The 16,000-nt window shown below is 68.7% G+C and carries 13 protein-coding genes; 9 read left to right on the top strand and 4 right to left on the bottom strand.

Features of this window, described 5'->3' with window-relative positions; translation table 11 throughout:
- The first annotated feature begins 15 nt into the window (after nt 1–15).
- From AMD30_RS00325 to AMD30_RS00335, 3 genes are read left to right on the top strand one after another with little or no spacing between them, the layout of a single operon-like run.
- Nucleotides 16–795 (top strand): glycoside hydrolase family 16 protein, encoded by a 780-nt coding sequence (locus tag AMD30_RS00325; RefSeq protein ID WP_055474531.1) that lies wholly within the window; start codon nt 16–18, stop codon nt 793–795.
- Nucleotides 792–2,126, top strand: a complete 1,335-nt coding sequence (locus AMD30_RS00330) for a glycosyltransferase family 2 protein (RefSeq protein WP_084817169.1) — start codon at nt 792–794, stop codon at nt 2,124–2,126. The genes AMD30_RS00325 and AMD30_RS00330 overlap by 4 nt, the downstream gene beginning before the upstream one ends.
- Nucleotides 2,123–4,291, top strand: a complete 2,169-nt coding sequence (locus tag AMD30_RS00335; protein WP_055474369.1) for a hypothetical protein — start codon at nt 2,123–2,125, stop codon at nt 4,289–4,291. The genes AMD30_RS00330 and AMD30_RS00335 overlap by 4 nt, the downstream gene beginning before the upstream one ends.
- Before the next feature lie 275 nt (nt 4,292–4,566).
- Here AMD30_RS00335 and AMD30_RS00340 read toward each other — a convergent pair whose 3' ends face one another.
- The gene (locus AMD30_RS00340) at nt 4,567–5,412 is read right to left on the bottom strand and encodes a glycosyltransferase family 2 protein (RefSeq protein ID WP_010840612.1); all 846 of its coding nucleotides are present in this window, start codon (nt 5,410–5,412) and stop codon (nt 4,567–4,569) included.
- Nucleotides 5,413–5,813: 401 nt separating this feature from the next.
- Between AMD30_RS00340 and AMD30_RS00345 the strand changes: the two genes are divergently transcribed.
- Nucleotides 5,814–7,148, top strand: a complete 1,335-nt coding sequence (locus AMD30_RS00345) for a lipopolysaccharide biosynthesis protein (RefSeq protein WP_055474370.1) — start codon at nt 5,814–5,816, stop codon at nt 7,146–7,148.
- Complete coding sequence (locus AMD30_RS00350; RefSeq protein WP_055474371.1) at nt 7,145–9,775, top strand: alpha/beta fold hydrolase; 2,631 nt, start codon at nt 7,145–7,147, stop codon at nt 9,773–9,775. Before AMD30_RS00345 ends, AMD30_RS00350 begins: the two co-directional genes overlap by 4 nt.
- Before the next feature lie 3 nt (nt 9,776–9,778).
- On the opposite strand, the gene mshD is transcribed toward AMD30_RS00350, so the two are convergent.
- Together mshD and AMD30_RS00360 are read right to left on the bottom strand one after the other, a co-directional pair.
- The gene (gene mshD / locus AMD30_RS00355; protein ID WP_055474372.1) at nt 9,779–10,684 is read right to left on the bottom strand and encodes a mycothiol synthase; all 906 of its coding nucleotides are present in this window, start codon (nt 10,682–10,684) and stop codon (nt 9,779–9,781) included.
- A 4-nt stretch (nt 10,685–10,688) separates the two neighbouring features.
- On the bottom strand, nt 10,689–11,513 hold the full coding sequence (locus tag AMD30_RS00360; protein ID WP_010840616.1) for a winged helix-turn-helix domain-containing protein: 825 nt from the start codon (nt 11,511–11,513) through the stop codon (nt 10,689–10,691).
- 212 nt (nt 11,514–11,725) lie between these two features.
- Between AMD30_RS00360 and AMD30_RS00365 the strand changes: the two genes are divergently transcribed.
- The 4 genes from AMD30_RS00365 to AMD30_RS00380 all read left to right on the top strand — a co-directional run bounded on the left by AMD30_RS00365 (nt 11,726) and on the right by AMD30_RS00380 (nt 15,056).
- Complete coding sequence (locus AMD30_RS00365; RefSeq protein ID WP_055474373.1) at nt 11,726–12,583, top strand: LmeA family phospholipid-binding protein; 858 nt, start codon at nt 11,726–11,728, stop codon at nt 12,581–12,583.
- Nucleotides 12,584–12,996: 413 nt separating this feature from the next.
- The gene (locus AMD30_RS00370; RefSeq protein ID WP_010840618.1) at nt 12,997–13,836 is read left to right on the top strand and encodes a sulfurtransferase; all 840 of its coding nucleotides are present in this window, start codon (nt 12,997–12,999) and stop codon (nt 13,834–13,836) included.
- Between the two features lie 5 nt (nt 13,837–13,841).
- Nucleotides 13,842–14,147: a DUF1416 domain-containing protein gene (locus tag AMD30_RS00375; protein ID WP_010840619.1), complete on the top strand. Its 306-nt coding sequence runs from the start codon at nt 13,842–13,844 to the stop codon at nt 14,145–14,147.
- A gap of 201 nt (nt 14,148–14,348) precedes the next feature.
- A complete protein-coding gene (locus AMD30_RS00380; RefSeq protein ID WP_010840621.1) occupies nt 14,349–15,056 on the top strand; it encodes an FABP family protein in 708 nt (235 codons plus the stop codon).
- Here AMD30_RS00380 and AMD30_RS00385 read toward each other — a convergent pair.
- Entirely contained in the window at nt 15,013–15,978 is a 966-nt protein-coding gene (locus AMD30_RS00385) for a hypothetical protein (RefSeq protein WP_055474374.1), read from the bottom strand. The genes AMD30_RS00380 and AMD30_RS00385 overlap by 44 nt on opposite strands.
- Nucleotides 15,979–16,000: the final 22 nt, after the last annotated feature.

Raw genomic sequence — 16,000 nt, forward strand, 5'->3', positions numbered from 1 at the left:
CGGCTGCTGGCGTCGATGGGCGCGGTGGTGGCGACGGCGGTGTCGGCGTGTTCGGCACCGACCGTCCTGGCCGAACCCGACAACGGGCCCGAGGTCATCTTCGTCGACGAGTTCGACGGCCCCGCGCGTGCACCGGACGACCCCTGGCAGATGATGACCGGCGGCGGGGGCTGGGGCAACGACGAAGCGCAGGTGTACACCGACTCGCCAGCCAACGCCCGGATCGACGGCGAGGGACATCTGGCCATCACCGCGCGACGGGGACCCGACGGTTACACCTCGGCCAGGTTGTCCACGAAGGACCGGTTGTCGGTCACCTACGGCCGGGTCAGTGCCCGCATCGCCGTGCCCGCCGGCACCGGCCTACACCCCGCGTTCTGGATGCTCGGCGACGACATCGACGAGGTCGGCTGGCCCGCGGCCGGGGAGATCGACATCATCGAGACACTCAACCAGGCACCCGAGTACCACACCGGCGTCCACGTCCCGCAGGCATCATCCGAACGGGGACAGAACATCTCGAGGTCGGGCGTGCCCGCCCAGCCACTGACCTCGACCTTCCGTACCTACTGGGTGAACAAGCTCCCGGGCCGGATCGAGAGCGGGATCGACGACCAACGGCTGTTCGTCGTCGAGCCCGGGGATCTGGCACCGGACTCGCGGTGGGTACTCGATCAGCCCTTCCACCTACTTCTCAACCTCGCCGTCGGGGGCAACTGGCCCGGACCGACCGACGACACGACACCTGCGGAGAACACCATGCTCGTCGACTGGGTCCGGGTGACCGCACCGTGACAACCGACTACGCCCACGACGCGGCGGATGCCACCGCCGAGCCGGACCCCGTCCCACTCGATCCCGCGATGCCGCTCGAGGGCGCCCCCGAATGGCCGGGCGCCACCTGGGTAGGGATGCTCGATGTCGCCGAGATCACCGGCGACGACCGGGATCCCGATTCGGTATCCGACGGAATGGTCACGTGCGCCCCACTCGACGCCGCCGGTTATAGGCGAGCCCGGGTTCTCCTCCGGCACGGGTCCGCGCCCATCCGGTTCGTCGACGCGCCGATCGTCGACGGCCTGGTGCGTGTCCCGGTCGCACCGTACGCTCTGCCGGACTTGCCATCTCGTGCCACACTGCCGCCGATCAGCGTCGTCGTCTGCACGCATGAGCGGCCGGGCATGCTGGCCGATGCACTGTCCTCGTTGCAACGACTCGACTATCCCGACTACGAGGTGGTCGTCGTCGACAACGCACCCCGCACCGACGGCACGCGACGCGTGGTGGACACGCTCGACGATCCGCGGTTCCGGCTCGTGACCGAGCCGGTGGCCGGACTGTCCAACGCGCGCAACGCCGGTCTGCTCGCCGCCGCTCACGACCTCGTGGCCTACACCGACGACGACGTCGTCGCCGACGCCGGGTGGCTGCTCGGCCTGGCCCAGGGTTTCGGCCGGTCACCGGAGATCGCGTGTGTGTGCGGAATGGTGCCGAGCGGGGAATTGCGGACGCGGTCCCAGATCTACTTCGACTGGCGGGTGTCCTGGGCGGATTCCATGCGGGCACGGGTCTTCTCGCTCGCCGACCCACCGTCGGATCTCCCGTTGTTCCCCTTCCAGATCGGCGTCTACGGCACCGGTGCGAACTTCGCGATCCGCCGGGACGTCGCCCTGGCGCTGGGCGGATTCGACGAGGCGCTCGGGGCCGGGACACGAACGCGGGGAGGCGAGGACATCGACATGTTCTTCCGCATCCTGACGGCCGGCCATGCGCTGGCCAACGAGCCGGATTCGATCATCTGGCACCGGCATCGCAGCACCGACGAGGATCTCCTGGAACAGTCACGGGGCTACGGGCTCGGGCTCGGTGCATGGCTGACGAAGGTCGCCACCGAGCGGCATCATCTCGCGCTCGCGCTGCGCGTACTCCGGCGCCGGTCGCGAGCCGTCGCGAGAGCCGGTGCCGCCTACGGCGCGATCACCAGGCCACCGGAGGGGATAGCCGACGGCGTTGCGGCGCAGGCAGGCCGGCGTGAGGTGCTGTCGGTCGTCGGCGGGCCCGTCGCTCTTGCACGCGAACGGCTTCGCGGCCGGCGCGCCAGGCCTCTGGCGAAGGCGCGGTCGTGACGGCCGCCGCGGAGGCCGCGCCGTCACCTCCCACCGACGCCGACGCTCGGGCCGGGATCTCCCCGGCATCGGCCGGACCGTCGGGGTCCGTCGCGGTCCTGAGCCTCGTCGCCGCGATCGCCGGACTCGTCGGCGCCCTGCCCCTGCCGTCGGTGCCGAGCGCACTGCTGGTGGGCTTCTTCGTTCTCTGTGGACCCGGTGCCGCCGTGTGCACCTGGGTGACACTCCCGCGGCGCACCGTGCTCGCCGCGGTACCGACGCTCGGCATGGCGCTGACCACCCTCGTCACCATCGCCGCGCTCTGGTCGTCGTGGTGGCATCCGACCACACTCCTCGTGGCCGGCAGTGCGGCGGTCCTGGCATCCGGCATCGTCCACCGTCGGCGAACGCACACCCCGGCACCCGACGTCCGGGAGCTGCGGAGTCGACTCACATCCCGCGGACTCACCGCGGTCCGCAGTCCGGCGCTGCGCTCCACCGGCTTTCGCGTGTCGGTCGCCTTGTGCGTTGCGGCGCTGACCTGCTGGGCAGTGGCCGTGCCGACGCTGCCCAGCGTCGACGCGAGCTACTACGGCCTGTTGTTCTCCGGCAGCGGACGTCTACTCATCCCGGCGACGGTGCTGACGGCGGCCGCAGCCGTCGTCGCGATCGCCACCCGCAGCAGCTCCGGACTGGTCGTCACCATCGGCACCGCGATCGTCGTCAGCCGCGTGACCACCTGGCTCGGTACCGAGATGCCGCTCTACGACTGGACCTACAAGCACCTCGCGGTCGTCGACTACATCCAGGACACGGGCACGCTCACCCCGGGCGGCACCGACATCTACGCCCAGTGGCCCGCCTTCTTCGCGGTCGCCGCATGGTTCTGCGACGCCACCGGGCTCGATCCGATGGTCCTGGCGCATCTCTTCGCCACGGTCGTCCACATCCTGCTCGCGGTCGTCGTCTATGCCACCGCCCGCACGTTGTCGATGAGCCGTGTCGTCGCACTGACCGCGGCCCTCATCGTCGAGACGGTCAACTGGGTCGGCCAGGACTACTTCGCGCCCCAGGCGTGGGCACTTGTCCTGGCCTACGGTGCGATCGCCCTTCTGCTGGCGTCCCGGCGTGCCCCGCGAGCCGCAGTCCTGGCGATCATCCCGTTCGCGGCGATCGTGCCGAGTCATCAGCTGACACCGTTCTGGGTTCTGGGTGCGGCCGTCGTACTGGTGGTCCTGCGCCGGGTCCGGCCGTGGTGGGCGGTGGCCATCATGCTCGGCATCGCCGGTGCCTATCTCCTGGCCAATCTCGAAGCCGTCGCGCCGTACGGCATCCTCTCGGGGGGTAACCCGATCGACAACGCGGCCACCAACTTCACGATGGCCGGTGTCCCCGCGAAGGAGACGACGTCGACGGTGTGCCGCGCCCTGTCGGCGGGCGTCGTGGTGGCGGCGGGGATCTGCGCGCTGATCGGCTGGCGCCGCCGACGCGCACACTGGCTCACCCTGGCCGTTCTCGCCTTCTCCGCCCTCGCCCTGCTGCTGGGACAGAGTTACGGCGGCGAGGCGATCTTCCGCGTGTATCTCTATGGGCTACTCGGGTGCGCGCTGCTCATCGCGCCCACCCTCGTGTGGTTGCTCACCGGCTTCGCACGCGGCGGCCGCGCCCGGTTGCGCGCCGCCGGTGCCGCGATCCTGGTCTGTGCGGCGACTCTCGCCGGGATGTACTCCTACGTCGCGCTGTGGCCGGTGATCGTCGAGACGCGCGCGCAGTACGAGGCTATCGACGCCATCACCGAGACCGCCGAGCCCGGAACCCGGTTCATCACACTGCATCCGGCGGGCATGCCCACCCGGACGAACGGCAACTACGCCCCGATGACGCTGGCGAACCCCTACTTCGACTACCCGCTCAGTTTCGACCTCGCGGGCGACCGGATGACGTTCCCCAGTCCCGAACAACTCGGCGACCTCTTCTGGAAGGTCGACCAGTCCGACAAGCCGACCTACGTCACCTTCACCGAGCAGTCTCGTCGGATCTCCGAGTACTACGGCACCTACCGCCCCGGTGCGGCAGCGGAGCTCGAGGCGGCCCTGCGGGTCGCACCCGGGTGGCGGTTGGTCCACGAGGACGGCGACACCGCGATCTTCGTCTTCGAACCGAAGCCCGCCGCCTCTGCTCCCTGATCCGAAAGAACGACCTGCTTCCTGCTCCCTGATCCGAAAGAACGACCTGCTTCCTGCTCCCTGAGGTGCGAGGAGCGCAAGCGACGAGCCACGAAGGGTCCGGACAAACACCCACGCGACCGATGAACTTCAACTCGACTGATGGACTTCGATCGAAGTCCATCAGTCGAGTTGAGGTTCATCGGTAGAGCGCGAGACGCCGGCGACCACACGGTCGCCGGCGTTCTTGTCACGCGAGCCGTCCAGCGGTGCGGCCGAACGTCTTTCGATGCTGCTCAGCGAACGGCTGAGGCTTTCGCGTCGCGATGGAGACGACGCTCGAGGCCGATCGTCCGGAGCACGCGCATACCGTCGGTCAGGGCGTTGAGGTTGCTGCGTCCGTGGATTCGCTTGGACTCCCGGCTGCCGACCTCCCGGATCGTCAAGCCGCTGCGCGCCATCCGCACGTTGATGATCGTCTCGATCTCGAATCCGTCGCCCCACTGGGGTTCGTCGAAGTCGGTGAGCGGAAGGTCGAGGACGTCCAGGTGCCGACGCCAGAATGCGTTGTAGCCGTAGCAGAGATCGGCGAACGAGGTGGCGAAGATCCGGTTCACGAGCCAGTTGAGCCCCTTGTTGCCGACGCGGCGGAAGGCGGTGATGTCATCGCTGTGTCCACCCAGGGAGAAGCGGCTGCCCTTGGCGAGGTCCGAGCCGGCCACGAGCGCTCCGACGAAGTCGGGGATCTCGGCGGGATCGGTGGACCCGTCGGCATCGATCATGACGATGATGTCGCCGGTCGCCACCTCGAACCCGCAGGCGAGCGCGTTTCCCTTCCCGGAACGGGTCTGCGAGACGATCGTCGCGTCGGGCCACAACGACCGCGCGACGTCCACCGTTCCGTCGACCGACGCACCGTCGACGACGACGATCTGATCCACGGGCGGCATCCGCTCGGCAACATACGGCAGGTTGAGCGCTTCGTTCCGGGTCGGGATCACCACGGTGACAGTCGGTTTCGCCGTCTCCACGATCCCGGCCTCGGAGACGCCCAGTTCGTTCTCGAACTCCGTCAAATCGTCGAGCACCGCCGGATCGGCACTCCCCGTGCCATTCCCAGCGTCGATCAAGTCGGTCACCATTCCTCCAGAGCATTCGCATCATCGATAAGCCATGAAGCGCCCCCCACGACGCTCAGCGAGAAGAAGCATAACCAGTAAGGTTAGGCTTCTCTTACTTTGTGATCAGCTTCATACGAACCGCCCAAAACGGACTCGCAGACGTGCACGGGGTCCTCGCCTTCCGCACTCCCCGCCGGTCAGGGCGCCGTCGACCCGAAAAGGGCTCCGGCACCACCGAATGGAAGCAATCTTCAGGATAGGCTACCCTCATCTCGGATCCGAGCGCCCCGCCAGATCTACAGCCGCCGGATCGGATCGGAGATGTCAGTGTTCGACGCGCACACGCCGTCTCGACGATCACAAGACCGACTCGGGTCCCATCCGCGGATCTCGGCGACCGCACACCGATCCGGACTCCGACGGTGACCGTCACCCACCGTCGCATCCGGACGCGACGGGGACTCACCAGAAACCCGGGCGGACTCCTCGGCGACCAGACGGGCGTGGGCCTCAACATCATGGCCGTCATGACGTCGAGTCTGGCGACCGGCGTGCTCGGGTTCATCTTCTGGACGATCGCCGCGCGCGGCTACACCACCGCGGAAGTGGGTCGGGCGTCGGCGCTCATCACCTCGGCGACGCTGCTGGCGACCTTGTCGAATCTGAGCATCGGCAGTCTCTACGAACGCTTTCTGCCGGTCGCGGGTGGCAACGCTTCACGAATGATCGCGTCGGGGCGCATGGTGATCATCGGTGCCGCACTTCTCCTCGGCCTCGGTTTCGTCCTCCTCGGACCGGTCGACTCGCTGTTCATGAGCCCCTGGGAGACTTGGCTTTTCCCGCTGTTCGTGGCCGTTCTCGGCATCTTCGCCATCCAGGACCAGATCCTCATCGGCCTGGGCCGTTCACGAACGGTCGCCACGAAGAACATCTCCCAGTCGACCATCAAGCTGGTCCTCGTGACGGCGTTCATCCCGATCGCCACCGGGTTCGCCGTCTTCTGGGCCTGGGTCCTACCCGCCGCGGTGATCGCGGCGTGGGTGGGTCTGGGCGCGATCCGTCGAACCGCACGCTCGATGACCGGGCCGGGCACATTGCCGCGGCCCGGCGAGATCGCCCAGTTCTACGCCGGCTCACTGGGGATCACGGCCGTCGGGGTGGTCGTGCCGCTCATCGTCCCGCTGGTCATCGTGGCGCGCCTGGGCACCGAGATGAACGCCTACTTCTCGATCTGCTGGCTGGTCGTCAACACCGCGTCGATCCTCCTGCACGCCACGTCGGCACCCTTCGTGGCCACCGCCGCGGAGCCCGGCGCCGATCTCCGGTCGGCAACGCTCCGGTTCATCGCCCTGTGCGGCGGCGCCGGGGTCATCGGCTGCGTCGTGCTGTTCGTCACCGCGCCCTGGATTCTCGCGATCATGGGACCGCAGTACGCCGACGAGGGCACCGACCTGATCCGCTTGATGGCGCTCACCCTGCCGACGGTGTCGTTCGTGACGATCTACACCGCTCTGGCCCGCGTGCGCCGCAAACTCCGTCTCGCGGTCGGCGTGCAGGGCGTGTTCGGCGTGATCGTCCTGTGCGGCATCGTCTTCGGCGCCGACCACTGGGGCATCATCGGCGTCGGTTACGTCTACCTCACGGCCAACGTCGCCGTCGTGATCCTCCTGCTCGTTCCCGGGCTGCGCCTCATCCGGCAGGCCCTGACCCCCACCACCACTGCTGCCGAGCTCTCGGCGAGGACGACCACACCATGACCATCGACACCTCTCGTGGCCCCCTGGCCGCGGTGCCCACGCCTGTCTCCGCCCCCGAGCCGGACCTGACCGGCGGACTGGCGCACGCGTTCGCGACGGCGGCCGACCGGTTCGGGGACGCGATCGCGCTCCGCTTGTCGGACACCGTGATCAGCTACCGCGAACTCCTCCGCGCCGCACGGGGAGTCGCCGCCCGCATCCGCGACCTGCAGCCCACTGATCAGGGCCCGGTCGTCGTCCAGCTCGGTCTGTGGCCGGACACCGTCGCCGTGGTCCTCGGTGTCTTCCTGACGCGGCGCCCCCTGGTCACGCTCGACACGGCCCTGCCCGCGGAGCGGATCGACGCGATCCTCGCGTCGCTGCGCACCCACGGTCGGCCACCGGGACTGGCCATCGCCGACGCCGAACACATGGACGGGTTGCGCGACTGCGGAACCCGATGTGATCTCCCGGTCGTCGAGACGACCGGCCTCCTCGTCGACGCGGCGTCCGCACCGGACACGGCGGCGCGGGCGATCGAGACCGAGGACACCCGATCCGGATCCGACGCCGCGTTCGGGGTCACGAACATCCAGTTCACTTCCGGTTCCACCGGAACGCCGAAGGGCGTGCTGCAACCGGGCGCGATGTGGCTGTGTGACTCGATCTTCATGCGGGAGCGCTTCGGGCTCGGTGAGCGCTTGCGCGTCGCCCTGTGCATGCCGATCAGTTTCGGCGGCGGGTTGAACGTCTTGATGGGTTCACTGCTGAGCGGCTGCGATGTCCTCGTGGCCGACCCCAGGCAGGGCACGCCGACCGACCTGCTCGACATGATCGCGGCGGAGCAGATCCACACCGTCTTCCTGACCCCGTCGCTGCTGCGTTCACTCGTTCGCTCGAGTACCGCCGGCACCGTCCACCCCGCGTGGTCGACGGTGCGACGGATCATCACCACCGGTGAGCCGCTCACCGGTGAATCCGCGACCGCCACACTGTTGTTGGCACCCCAGGCGACGGTCACCAACTGGGCCGGCTCCTCGGAGACCTACGCGATCGGACACTTCGACGTTCGCGCCGGCGACCCTGCGCGAACAGGACCGCTGCCCGCCGGCACACCGGCACTCCACAAGACGGTGAGGGTCGAACGGTCCGGACGGGTGTCGATCTCCTCGCGATACATCGCTCTCGGCTACCTCGACCCGGCCGGCGACGTCGATCGGTTCTCGGTCGACGACAATGGGATTCGCACGTTCCACTCCGGAGACAACGGGCGGTTCGACGGCGAGGACCTCGTCCTGCTCGGCCGCGCCGACGATGCGGTGAAGATCCGGGGTTACCTCGTCGAACCGGCCGAGGTGAGCGCCGCGCTCCTACGCGAGGGCGATCTCTCCGAGGCCGTCGTCATCGCGCGCGAGAATGCGAGCCAGACAATCGAATTGATCGCGTACGTGGTCCCGGAGGGAAACCGGCGCACACCGCCGACAGCGGCCCTGCGCGCGCGCCTCCGCGAGGCGTTGCCCCCCTGGATGGTCCCGGCGCACATCGTCGAACTGTCCGACCTGCCCCGCAATGCCCGGGGCAAGATCGACCGCACCGCCCTGCCCGAGCCCCGGCGCCACATCGAACCCGTTGTCGGCGAACTCGAGTCATCCGTCGCCGCGACCTGGGCCGGTGAACTCTCGCTGGATGTCGTCGGGCGGACCGAGAACATCTATGCCTTGGGTGCGGATTCCCTGACGATCCAGCAGATCATGGTGCGCCTCAACTCGACGCACCGAGCGGGCCTCACCCAGTCCGACATGGCCTCCGCGCCGACCGTCGCCGAGCTCGCGACGATCATCGCCGCCCGCACCGGCGGCTCGGGCACGGGGTCGCGGGATCGGCGAGGCGAACGCCTGGCACCGACGACGATCCCGTTGCGCCGGGGACACGGGCGGCCGGTCTTCTGTTTCACCGGCGCGGGCGCCTCGGCACTCACGTTCGTGCCGTTCGCCGACCGCGTCGGCGAACTCGACGGCGTCGGACCGGTTTTCGCGTTCGCACCGCACGGCCTGGACACCCGCGGGATCCCCGACTGGACGGTCAACGCCGCCGTCCGTCGCCATCTGCGCGACCTGCGTCGTATCCAGCCCGAGGGACCCTACGTCCTCGTCGGGCACTCGCTGGGAGGGTTCATCGCCCTGGAGACCGCGCGGCGACTCGAGGCCGAGGGGCACCGTGTCGACCTGGTCGTCGTGGTGGACACGTTCGTCCCGCCGCGGATCCTGCATCGCGCCAAACGTGCCGACCCGTCCCTCACCACCACCCCGGTGTACGAGCCGCTTCCGCGGAAAGAACTGTGGCGCCGACGCATTCGCGTCCCGCTCGCGGGCGTGGTGAAGACCTCGCCGACCGCCGACGCCCAGGCCCTCGAGGAACTCGGCGTCCGGGTCGGGCGGCTGCATCGTCCCCGCCCCTATTCCGGGCGTGCCCTGGTGGTGCAGGGCAGCGAGAACCGCGACGAACCGTCGATCTGGCGGCGCCACATCGTGACCGGGGACGTCGACGTCCTCCGTCTCGACTGCAACCACCTGTCCGTGGTCCGCGAACCCCACATCGGCGACATCGTCGACGCCATCGACACCGTCCTGCGAACGCGGGACCGGTGAGACTCAGCCGTAGGCGACGTCGACGGCGTAACGGGTGAACCCGAGCCGCTCATAGGTGTGCAGCGCGGCGGCGTTGTCGCCCTCCACGTAGAGGTTGATCTCCGAGACACCTGCGCGCGCGAGATGGTGCAGTCCGGCCAGCGTCAGCAATCGGCCGAGCCCCCGGCCCTGTGCGGCGGGATCGACCCCGACGATGTAGACCTCGCCGAGGTCGGCGTCGTGCCGCTTGGTCCAGTGGAACCCGAGGAGCCTGCCGGGCTCGTCGCCGGCCTCGCCGCCGGAACGGTCGAAGGCGAGGAACAGACCCTCCGGATCGAACCAGTCGGCGCCCACCCGTTCGCGGATCTGCTCCGCGGACCAGCCACCCTGCTCCGGATGCCAGTCGAAGGCCGCGTTGTTCACGCGCAGGATCTCGGCATCGTCGGACGGTCCGGCATAGGTCCGGAGCTCGACGGTCGGGTCGACGACGAGTTCCGGGAGTTCGTGGCCGGCTCCGACCGGACGACGCAGCTGCAGCAGTTCGCGACGCTTCGTCAGGCCCATGGATGCGGCGAGCGCCACCGCGCCGGGCAGGTCACCGTGCGCCCACACCCGCACCCCGGCTCCCGACTCGGGAACGGGTGCGGCACCGAAGGCCGCGTCGAGCAGTTGCCGACCGTGCCCCTTGCGCCGATGGGCCGGATCGACGACCGCCTCGATCATCGCCGGCTCACCGTCGCGACCCGGGACGATGACGGCATAGGCCGCAGTCGACCAGACATGCACGACCGGCGATCCGTCCGGAGCGTCGATGGCCGTCACCGCGCCCTCCGAGAGCGGGGCGACGCCGTCGGCCGCTGTCGCATCGCGCACCAGGCGATGAGCGAAATCCGCGACATCGTCGGGCAGCGCGCCCCGATGCACCTGCACCTGATCAGTTTCCGGCGCTTGCACTGAACTCCTCGTCGAAGGGATCCGGACCGTCGAGAGCGCCGTCGAAGTCGTCGGCGTCCGCCTGCTCGGCACCGACCGGGCCAGGACCCGCCGGCTCGTCGTCGGACAGATCGGTGTCGGCCGCCGCCGCCCGGCCCCGCGTCGGACGCACGGCCTTGTAACCCACGTTGCGCACTGTGCCGATCAGCGATTCGTGCTCGCTGCCGAGCTTGGCGCGGAGTCGACGGACGTGCACGTCGACGGTGCGGGTGCCGCCGAAGAAGTCGTACCCCCACACCTCCTGCAGCAGCTGCGCCCTGGTGAACACGCGACCCGCGTTCTGCGCCAGATACTTCAGGAGTTCGAATTCCTTGTAGGTCAGGTCGAGCGGACGTCCGCGCAGCCGCGCGGTGTAGGTCCCCTCGTCGATCACGAGTTCACCCAGGGTGACCTTGCCCGAGGACTCCTCGGCCGCGACCCCGCGGGTGCGCACCACGAGCAGGCGCAGCCGGGCGTCGAGCTCCGCGGGGCCGGTCCCCGGCAGCAGGAATTCGTCGATACCCCAGTCCGCGTTGACCGCGACCAGCCCACCCTCGGTCAGCACCGCCGCAACCGGCACCGAGGAGCCGGTACTGCCCAACAGCCGGCACAGTCCACGAGCTGCGGCCAGATCGGCGCGCGCGTCGACCAGCGCCACATCGGCGTTCCCCGCCTCCATGAGTGACGACACCTCGGTCGGAGCGGTCCTCACCGTATGCGCGAGGAGCGACAACGACGGCAAGACCGACTCCGGATTGGGGTCGGCCGTCAACAACAAGAGATCCACCAAGCACTCCGATCTCGTTCGTCCCCGTCCCGGACCATCCAGATCGCTCACCACGACGTGAACGCCACCCCCACATGCGCTCGGCGATTGTTTACGCCGCCTTACCAACGTGTGCGGGACAGGTGACAGAATAGCGCCACCGGGGCGGTTCGCTGTTAACAAGGCGACCTCGACCGCAGGATGACGACGACGGGGAGGGTGATCGGCCGAGTATGCCGCGCATCCGGAAAGTGCTCGTCATCGGCATCGTCGCCACCCTTGCCGCAGTGGGGGTCGCCGTCGGCGTCGACGTCGGGGCCGCCGTCCGCGGGGAATACCAGCTCTCCCGCGCGATCGCCGAATCCCCCCGCGTGACTTTCGATCCCGAGGTCACCATCGCCGGTTTCCCGTTCACCTCCCAGTCATCCGCCGGTCACTTCGCGGGTGCCACCATCGCCGCGCGGGGCGTCGAACTACCGGGATGCGAGCCCGTTCGCGGTGTCTGCCGGGGTGAGCTGGGTGCCTCGCTCGGCCCGTTCGACGTCGCCGACGGCAGCGGATTCTCCCCGAGTGATGTTCTCCACACCCGCTCGATCTCGGCATACACCCGCCTCGACGCCGTCACCCTCGCCCGGTACCTGCGCATCGTCGACCTGACCGTGAGCACCCCGGGGCCGGACGGCAGGGCCGGCGCGGGCGGCCCCCAGGACGGCACCGTCAGTCGCCAGAGCGGCGTGGTGTTCACCGGTACGGTCGCGCTGCCGCCGCGCGACGGCCTCGATCCCGCCGACCCGCCGTCGGCGTCGGCCTACGACGGGCCGAAGGTCCGAGTCAGTGTCTCCGTCGACCTCGCCGTCGTCGACGGCGCACTGGACATCCGGGCCACCGGCTTCTACACCGGGCCCGAACGCCACGTCGACGCCGAGGTCCCGCCCGAGATGCGCACCGCGGTGCTCGACCGGTTCAGCATGACGCTCCCCCGCCTGCCGATGGCCTGGGATGTCACGGCCGAGCGCGCGGAGAGCTTCGGCGGGGACGTCCAGCTGGTCGGCGATTCGGGCCCGGCCGCGGTCCGTCCCGACCGCTTCTGAGACGACCGTCCGAGGAGACTCTGAGCAGTTCAGACGGGTTTCTGGCGGTGTCGGCGCCAAAGCACCCCGGCCGTTGGGGTCCGAGATCGGCTCTGTTGTACCCTCGTGGGCATGCAGCAGCGCCGTGAGTACTTGCTCACACGACGCCGGGCGATCGACTTCTGTCGTGTCGCCGACTGTTGTTGTCGCACTCGCCGTTGACGGTGTGACCATCCGTGCTGCGTGAGCAGCCGGCCGCCCACACCGTCGATGAGGACGGGGGCGTCTCCACCGAGGTCTGAATCCTCGATTCCATGCGCCGCCACCCGCGCTCATCATCTCCGCCGAGAACGCGGGAATCCGTCCCGCGCCTCACTCTCCACCATCTCCATCTGATCGACGACCATCACAGATCCACTGGAAAGGACACCGCCATGGCACGTTCCGACGTCCTGGTCAGCACCGAATGGGCTGAGCAGAACCTCAATGCCGACAAGACCGTCTTCGTCGAGGTCGACGAGGACACCTCGGCCTACGACGGCGGCCACATCGCCGGCGCCGTCAAGCTCGACTGGAAGACCGACCTGCAGGATCCGGTCCGCCGCGACTTCGTCGACGCCGAGCAGTTCGGCGCCCTGCTCTCCGAGCGCGGCATCGCCAACGACGACACCGTGATCCTCTACGGCGGCAACAACAACTGGTTCGCCGCCTACGCCTACTGGTACTTCAAGCTGTACGGCCACAACGAGGTCAAGCTGCTCGACGGCGGCCGCAAGAAGTGGGAACTCGACGGTCGCCCGCTGTCCAGCGATGCCGTCAGCCGCCCCGCCACGACCTACAAGGCAGGCGAGCCGGACCTCAGCATCCGCGCCTTCCGCGACGAGGTCGTCGACGCCATCAACGTCAAGAACCTCGTCGATGTGCGCAGCCCTGACGAGTTCTCGGGCAAGATCCTCGCGCCGGCTCACCTCCCGCAGGAGCAGAGCCAGCGTCCCGGCCACATCCCCAGCGCCATCAACGTGCCGTGGAGCAAGGCCGCCAACGAGGACGGCACCTTCAAGTCCGACGAGGAGCTCAAGGAGCTCTACGGCGAGGCCGGCCTCGACGGCTCGAAGGACACCATCGCCTACTGCCGTATCGGCGAGCGCTCGAGCCACACCTGGTTCGTCCTGAAGGAACTGCTCGGTCACCAGAACGTCAAGAACTACGACGGCAGCTGGACCGAATACGGCTCGCTGATCGGCGTCCCGATCGAACTCGGAGAAGGAAAGTAAGAGATATGTGTGCTGCACCCAAGCAGGGACAGAAGCTGCCCGCGGGCGTCGACGTGGAGAAGGAGACCGTCCTGACCGGACAGGTCACCGACGGCTCGGGCTCGCCCGTCGCCGGCGCCTTCGTCCGTCTGCTCGACTCGACCGGTGAATTCACCGCCGAGGTCGTTGCCTCGCCCACCGGTGACTTCCGCTTCTTCGCCGCCCCCGGCACCTGGACGCTTCGCGCCCTGTCCGCTGTGGGCAACGGCGACGTGACGATCAGTCCCGAGGGCCCCGGCATCCACGAGAAGGACATCACCGTCTCGAAGTGACGCCGATGTCGACCAGACAGCCCGGTCACCGCATCCGCGGTGACCGGGCTGTCTCGTTGCGACCCTGCGGAGGCCCACCCGCCGGCCCGGGGTTAGAATTTCTCTCGTGGTCCTCTTCTTCGAAATCCTGCTGATCCTGGCCGCTGTGCTGATCACCTGGTTCGGTGTCTACACGCTGTACCGCCTGGTGACCGACGAGTCGTGACGTCCGCACCCGGAGGTCCGGCCGCGGACAATCCAGGTCATCCGGAGCCCTCCGATGACGGGTTCGTCGCCGACGCCGAACCCCGCCGGTCCGGCGACGAGGCGATCAGTCAGGCCGAAGCCCGTGCGGCGGAGTCCGGCAGCCGGGAACGCAACATCCCCACCTGGGATGATCTGCCGCTCCCCGCCGACACCGCCAACCTCCGCCTGGGTGCCGATCTCCACCCCGGCCTCCTCGCCCTGCTCCCCCTCGTGGGTGTGTGGCGCGGAGAGGGTGAAGGGCATGATCCCGAGACGGACACCGATTACCACTTCGCACAGCAGATCGTCGTCTCGCACGACGGTCAGAACTTCCTCGCCTGGGAGTCCCGCTCGTGGGTGATCGACGAGGACGCCTCCTATCAACAGCCCGATCTCCGCGAATCCGGATTCTGGCGGATCGGTGAGGACGACTCCATCGAGTTGCTCCTCGCGCACGCCGAGGGATCGATCGAGCTCTTCTACGGCACCCCGCTGAACCAGACCACCTGGGAACTCGCCACCGACGTCGTCATCAAGGCCGAATCCGGCCGACGCACCGGCGGCGCCAAACGCCTGTACGGCCTCGTCGCCGATGGCGACCTCGCCTATGTCGAGGAACGCGTCGACGCCGACGGGGACCTCACCCCGCGACTGTCCGCCAAGCTGCGCCGCCACGTCGGCTGATCGGGCCGGAACCCCCGCGTCGCCGATCCGAGAACGCCATGTACAGATTCCGCTTCGGTAGTGCGCTGTACACCGGCGCCCCGAGCATGACGACGACCGATCCGTAGGCGGTGGCCTCGCCCGGACGTCCCGCCCAGCCGGGATGCACCGTCCCCGACGGCGACATGTACGGTCCGTGCCCGGCCGTACCACCGACACGCCGCCCGACGACCGAGAACACCTCGGCCCGCGCGGCATGTGGGGACAGTTCGAAGCAGACGCGTTCTCCCGGTGGACACTCGACGAAGGTGATGTCGGTCCCGGATCGATGCACCACGCCGATCCAGTCACGGCCCGAGTTGCGCACGACAAACGTCGAGCCGCCCGTGCGGTACTGATACGAGATGCCCGCCGCAGCGGCGTCGAGGATCTGTCTGCCGGAGACACCGCCGTTCCACTCCGCGCTCCACGGGGTGAGATACCGGGCATCGAGAAACTCGCGCCGAGTGGGAATCGGCAGCGTCACCGGCATCACCCGTCCGGACCGCACCCACACCGCGCCGTACAGAACCGGCCGCCCGCCGGTGGTGCGCGGCGCCTGCACATAGGTGAGTGAATCACATTCCGGCAGAACGATTTCCGAGCCGGGAGTCAACGGTTCGAGATACGACGTGCCGTCGGCGAGCAGAACCACCGCGGCGGCATCGCGCAGGCCGCGGTTGTGGATGGTGATGCGGTCACCGATGTCGTGGGACGTGCCTTCGGCGTGGAACGACCCCGCGTGGAACAACCCGGCGGCGTGGGGATCGGCGAACTCGAAACGGGGTGGCGACGCCGTCCCGAAGTCCGGATCGCCCGGGGTCCAATAGCGTTCGCCCACGCCGGGTTCATCCCGGTTGCGGTTCGACTCTCCGACCGCCGCGGCGACAGATGTGGCCACCATCGCTCCTTCTCCCTCTCGACGC

This window comes from Gordonia sp. HS-NH1 (genome assembly GCF_001418765.1).
GTDB lineage: Bacteria > Actinomycetota > Actinomycetes > Mycobacteriales > Mycobacteriaceae > Gordonia.

Excerpts from the sequence above, each read along its gene's own strand:
- AMD30_RS00325 (WP_055474531.1), top strand. The coding sequence starts at position 16 with ATGGGCGCGGTGGTGGCGACGGCGGTGTCGGCGTGTTCGGCACCGACC.
- AMD30_RS00340 (WP_010840612.1), bottom strand. The coding sequence starts at position 5,412 with ATGGTGACCGACTTGATCGACGCTGGGAATGGCACGGGGAGTGCCGAT.
- AMD30_RS00350 (WP_055474371.1), top strand. The coding sequence starts at position 7,145 with ATGACCATCGACACCTCTCGTGGCCCCCTGGCCGCGGTGCCCACGCCT.
- AMD30_RS00365 (WP_055474373.1), top strand. The coding sequence starts at position 11,726 with ATGCCGCGCATCCGGAAAGTGCTCGTCATCGGCATCGTCGCCACCCTT.
- AMD30_RS00370 (WP_010840618.1), top strand. The coding sequence starts at position 12,997 with ATGGCACGTTCCGACGTCCTGGTCAGCACCGAATGGGCTGAGCAGAAC.
- AMD30_RS00375 (WP_010840619.1), top strand. The coding sequence starts at position 13,842 with ATGTGTGCTGCACCCAAGCAGGGACAGAAGCTGCCCGCGGGCGTCGAC.
- AMD30_RS00385 (WP_055474374.1), bottom strand. The coding sequence starts at position 15,978 with ATGGTGGCCACATCTGTCGCCGCGGCGGTCGGAGAGTCGAACCGCAAC.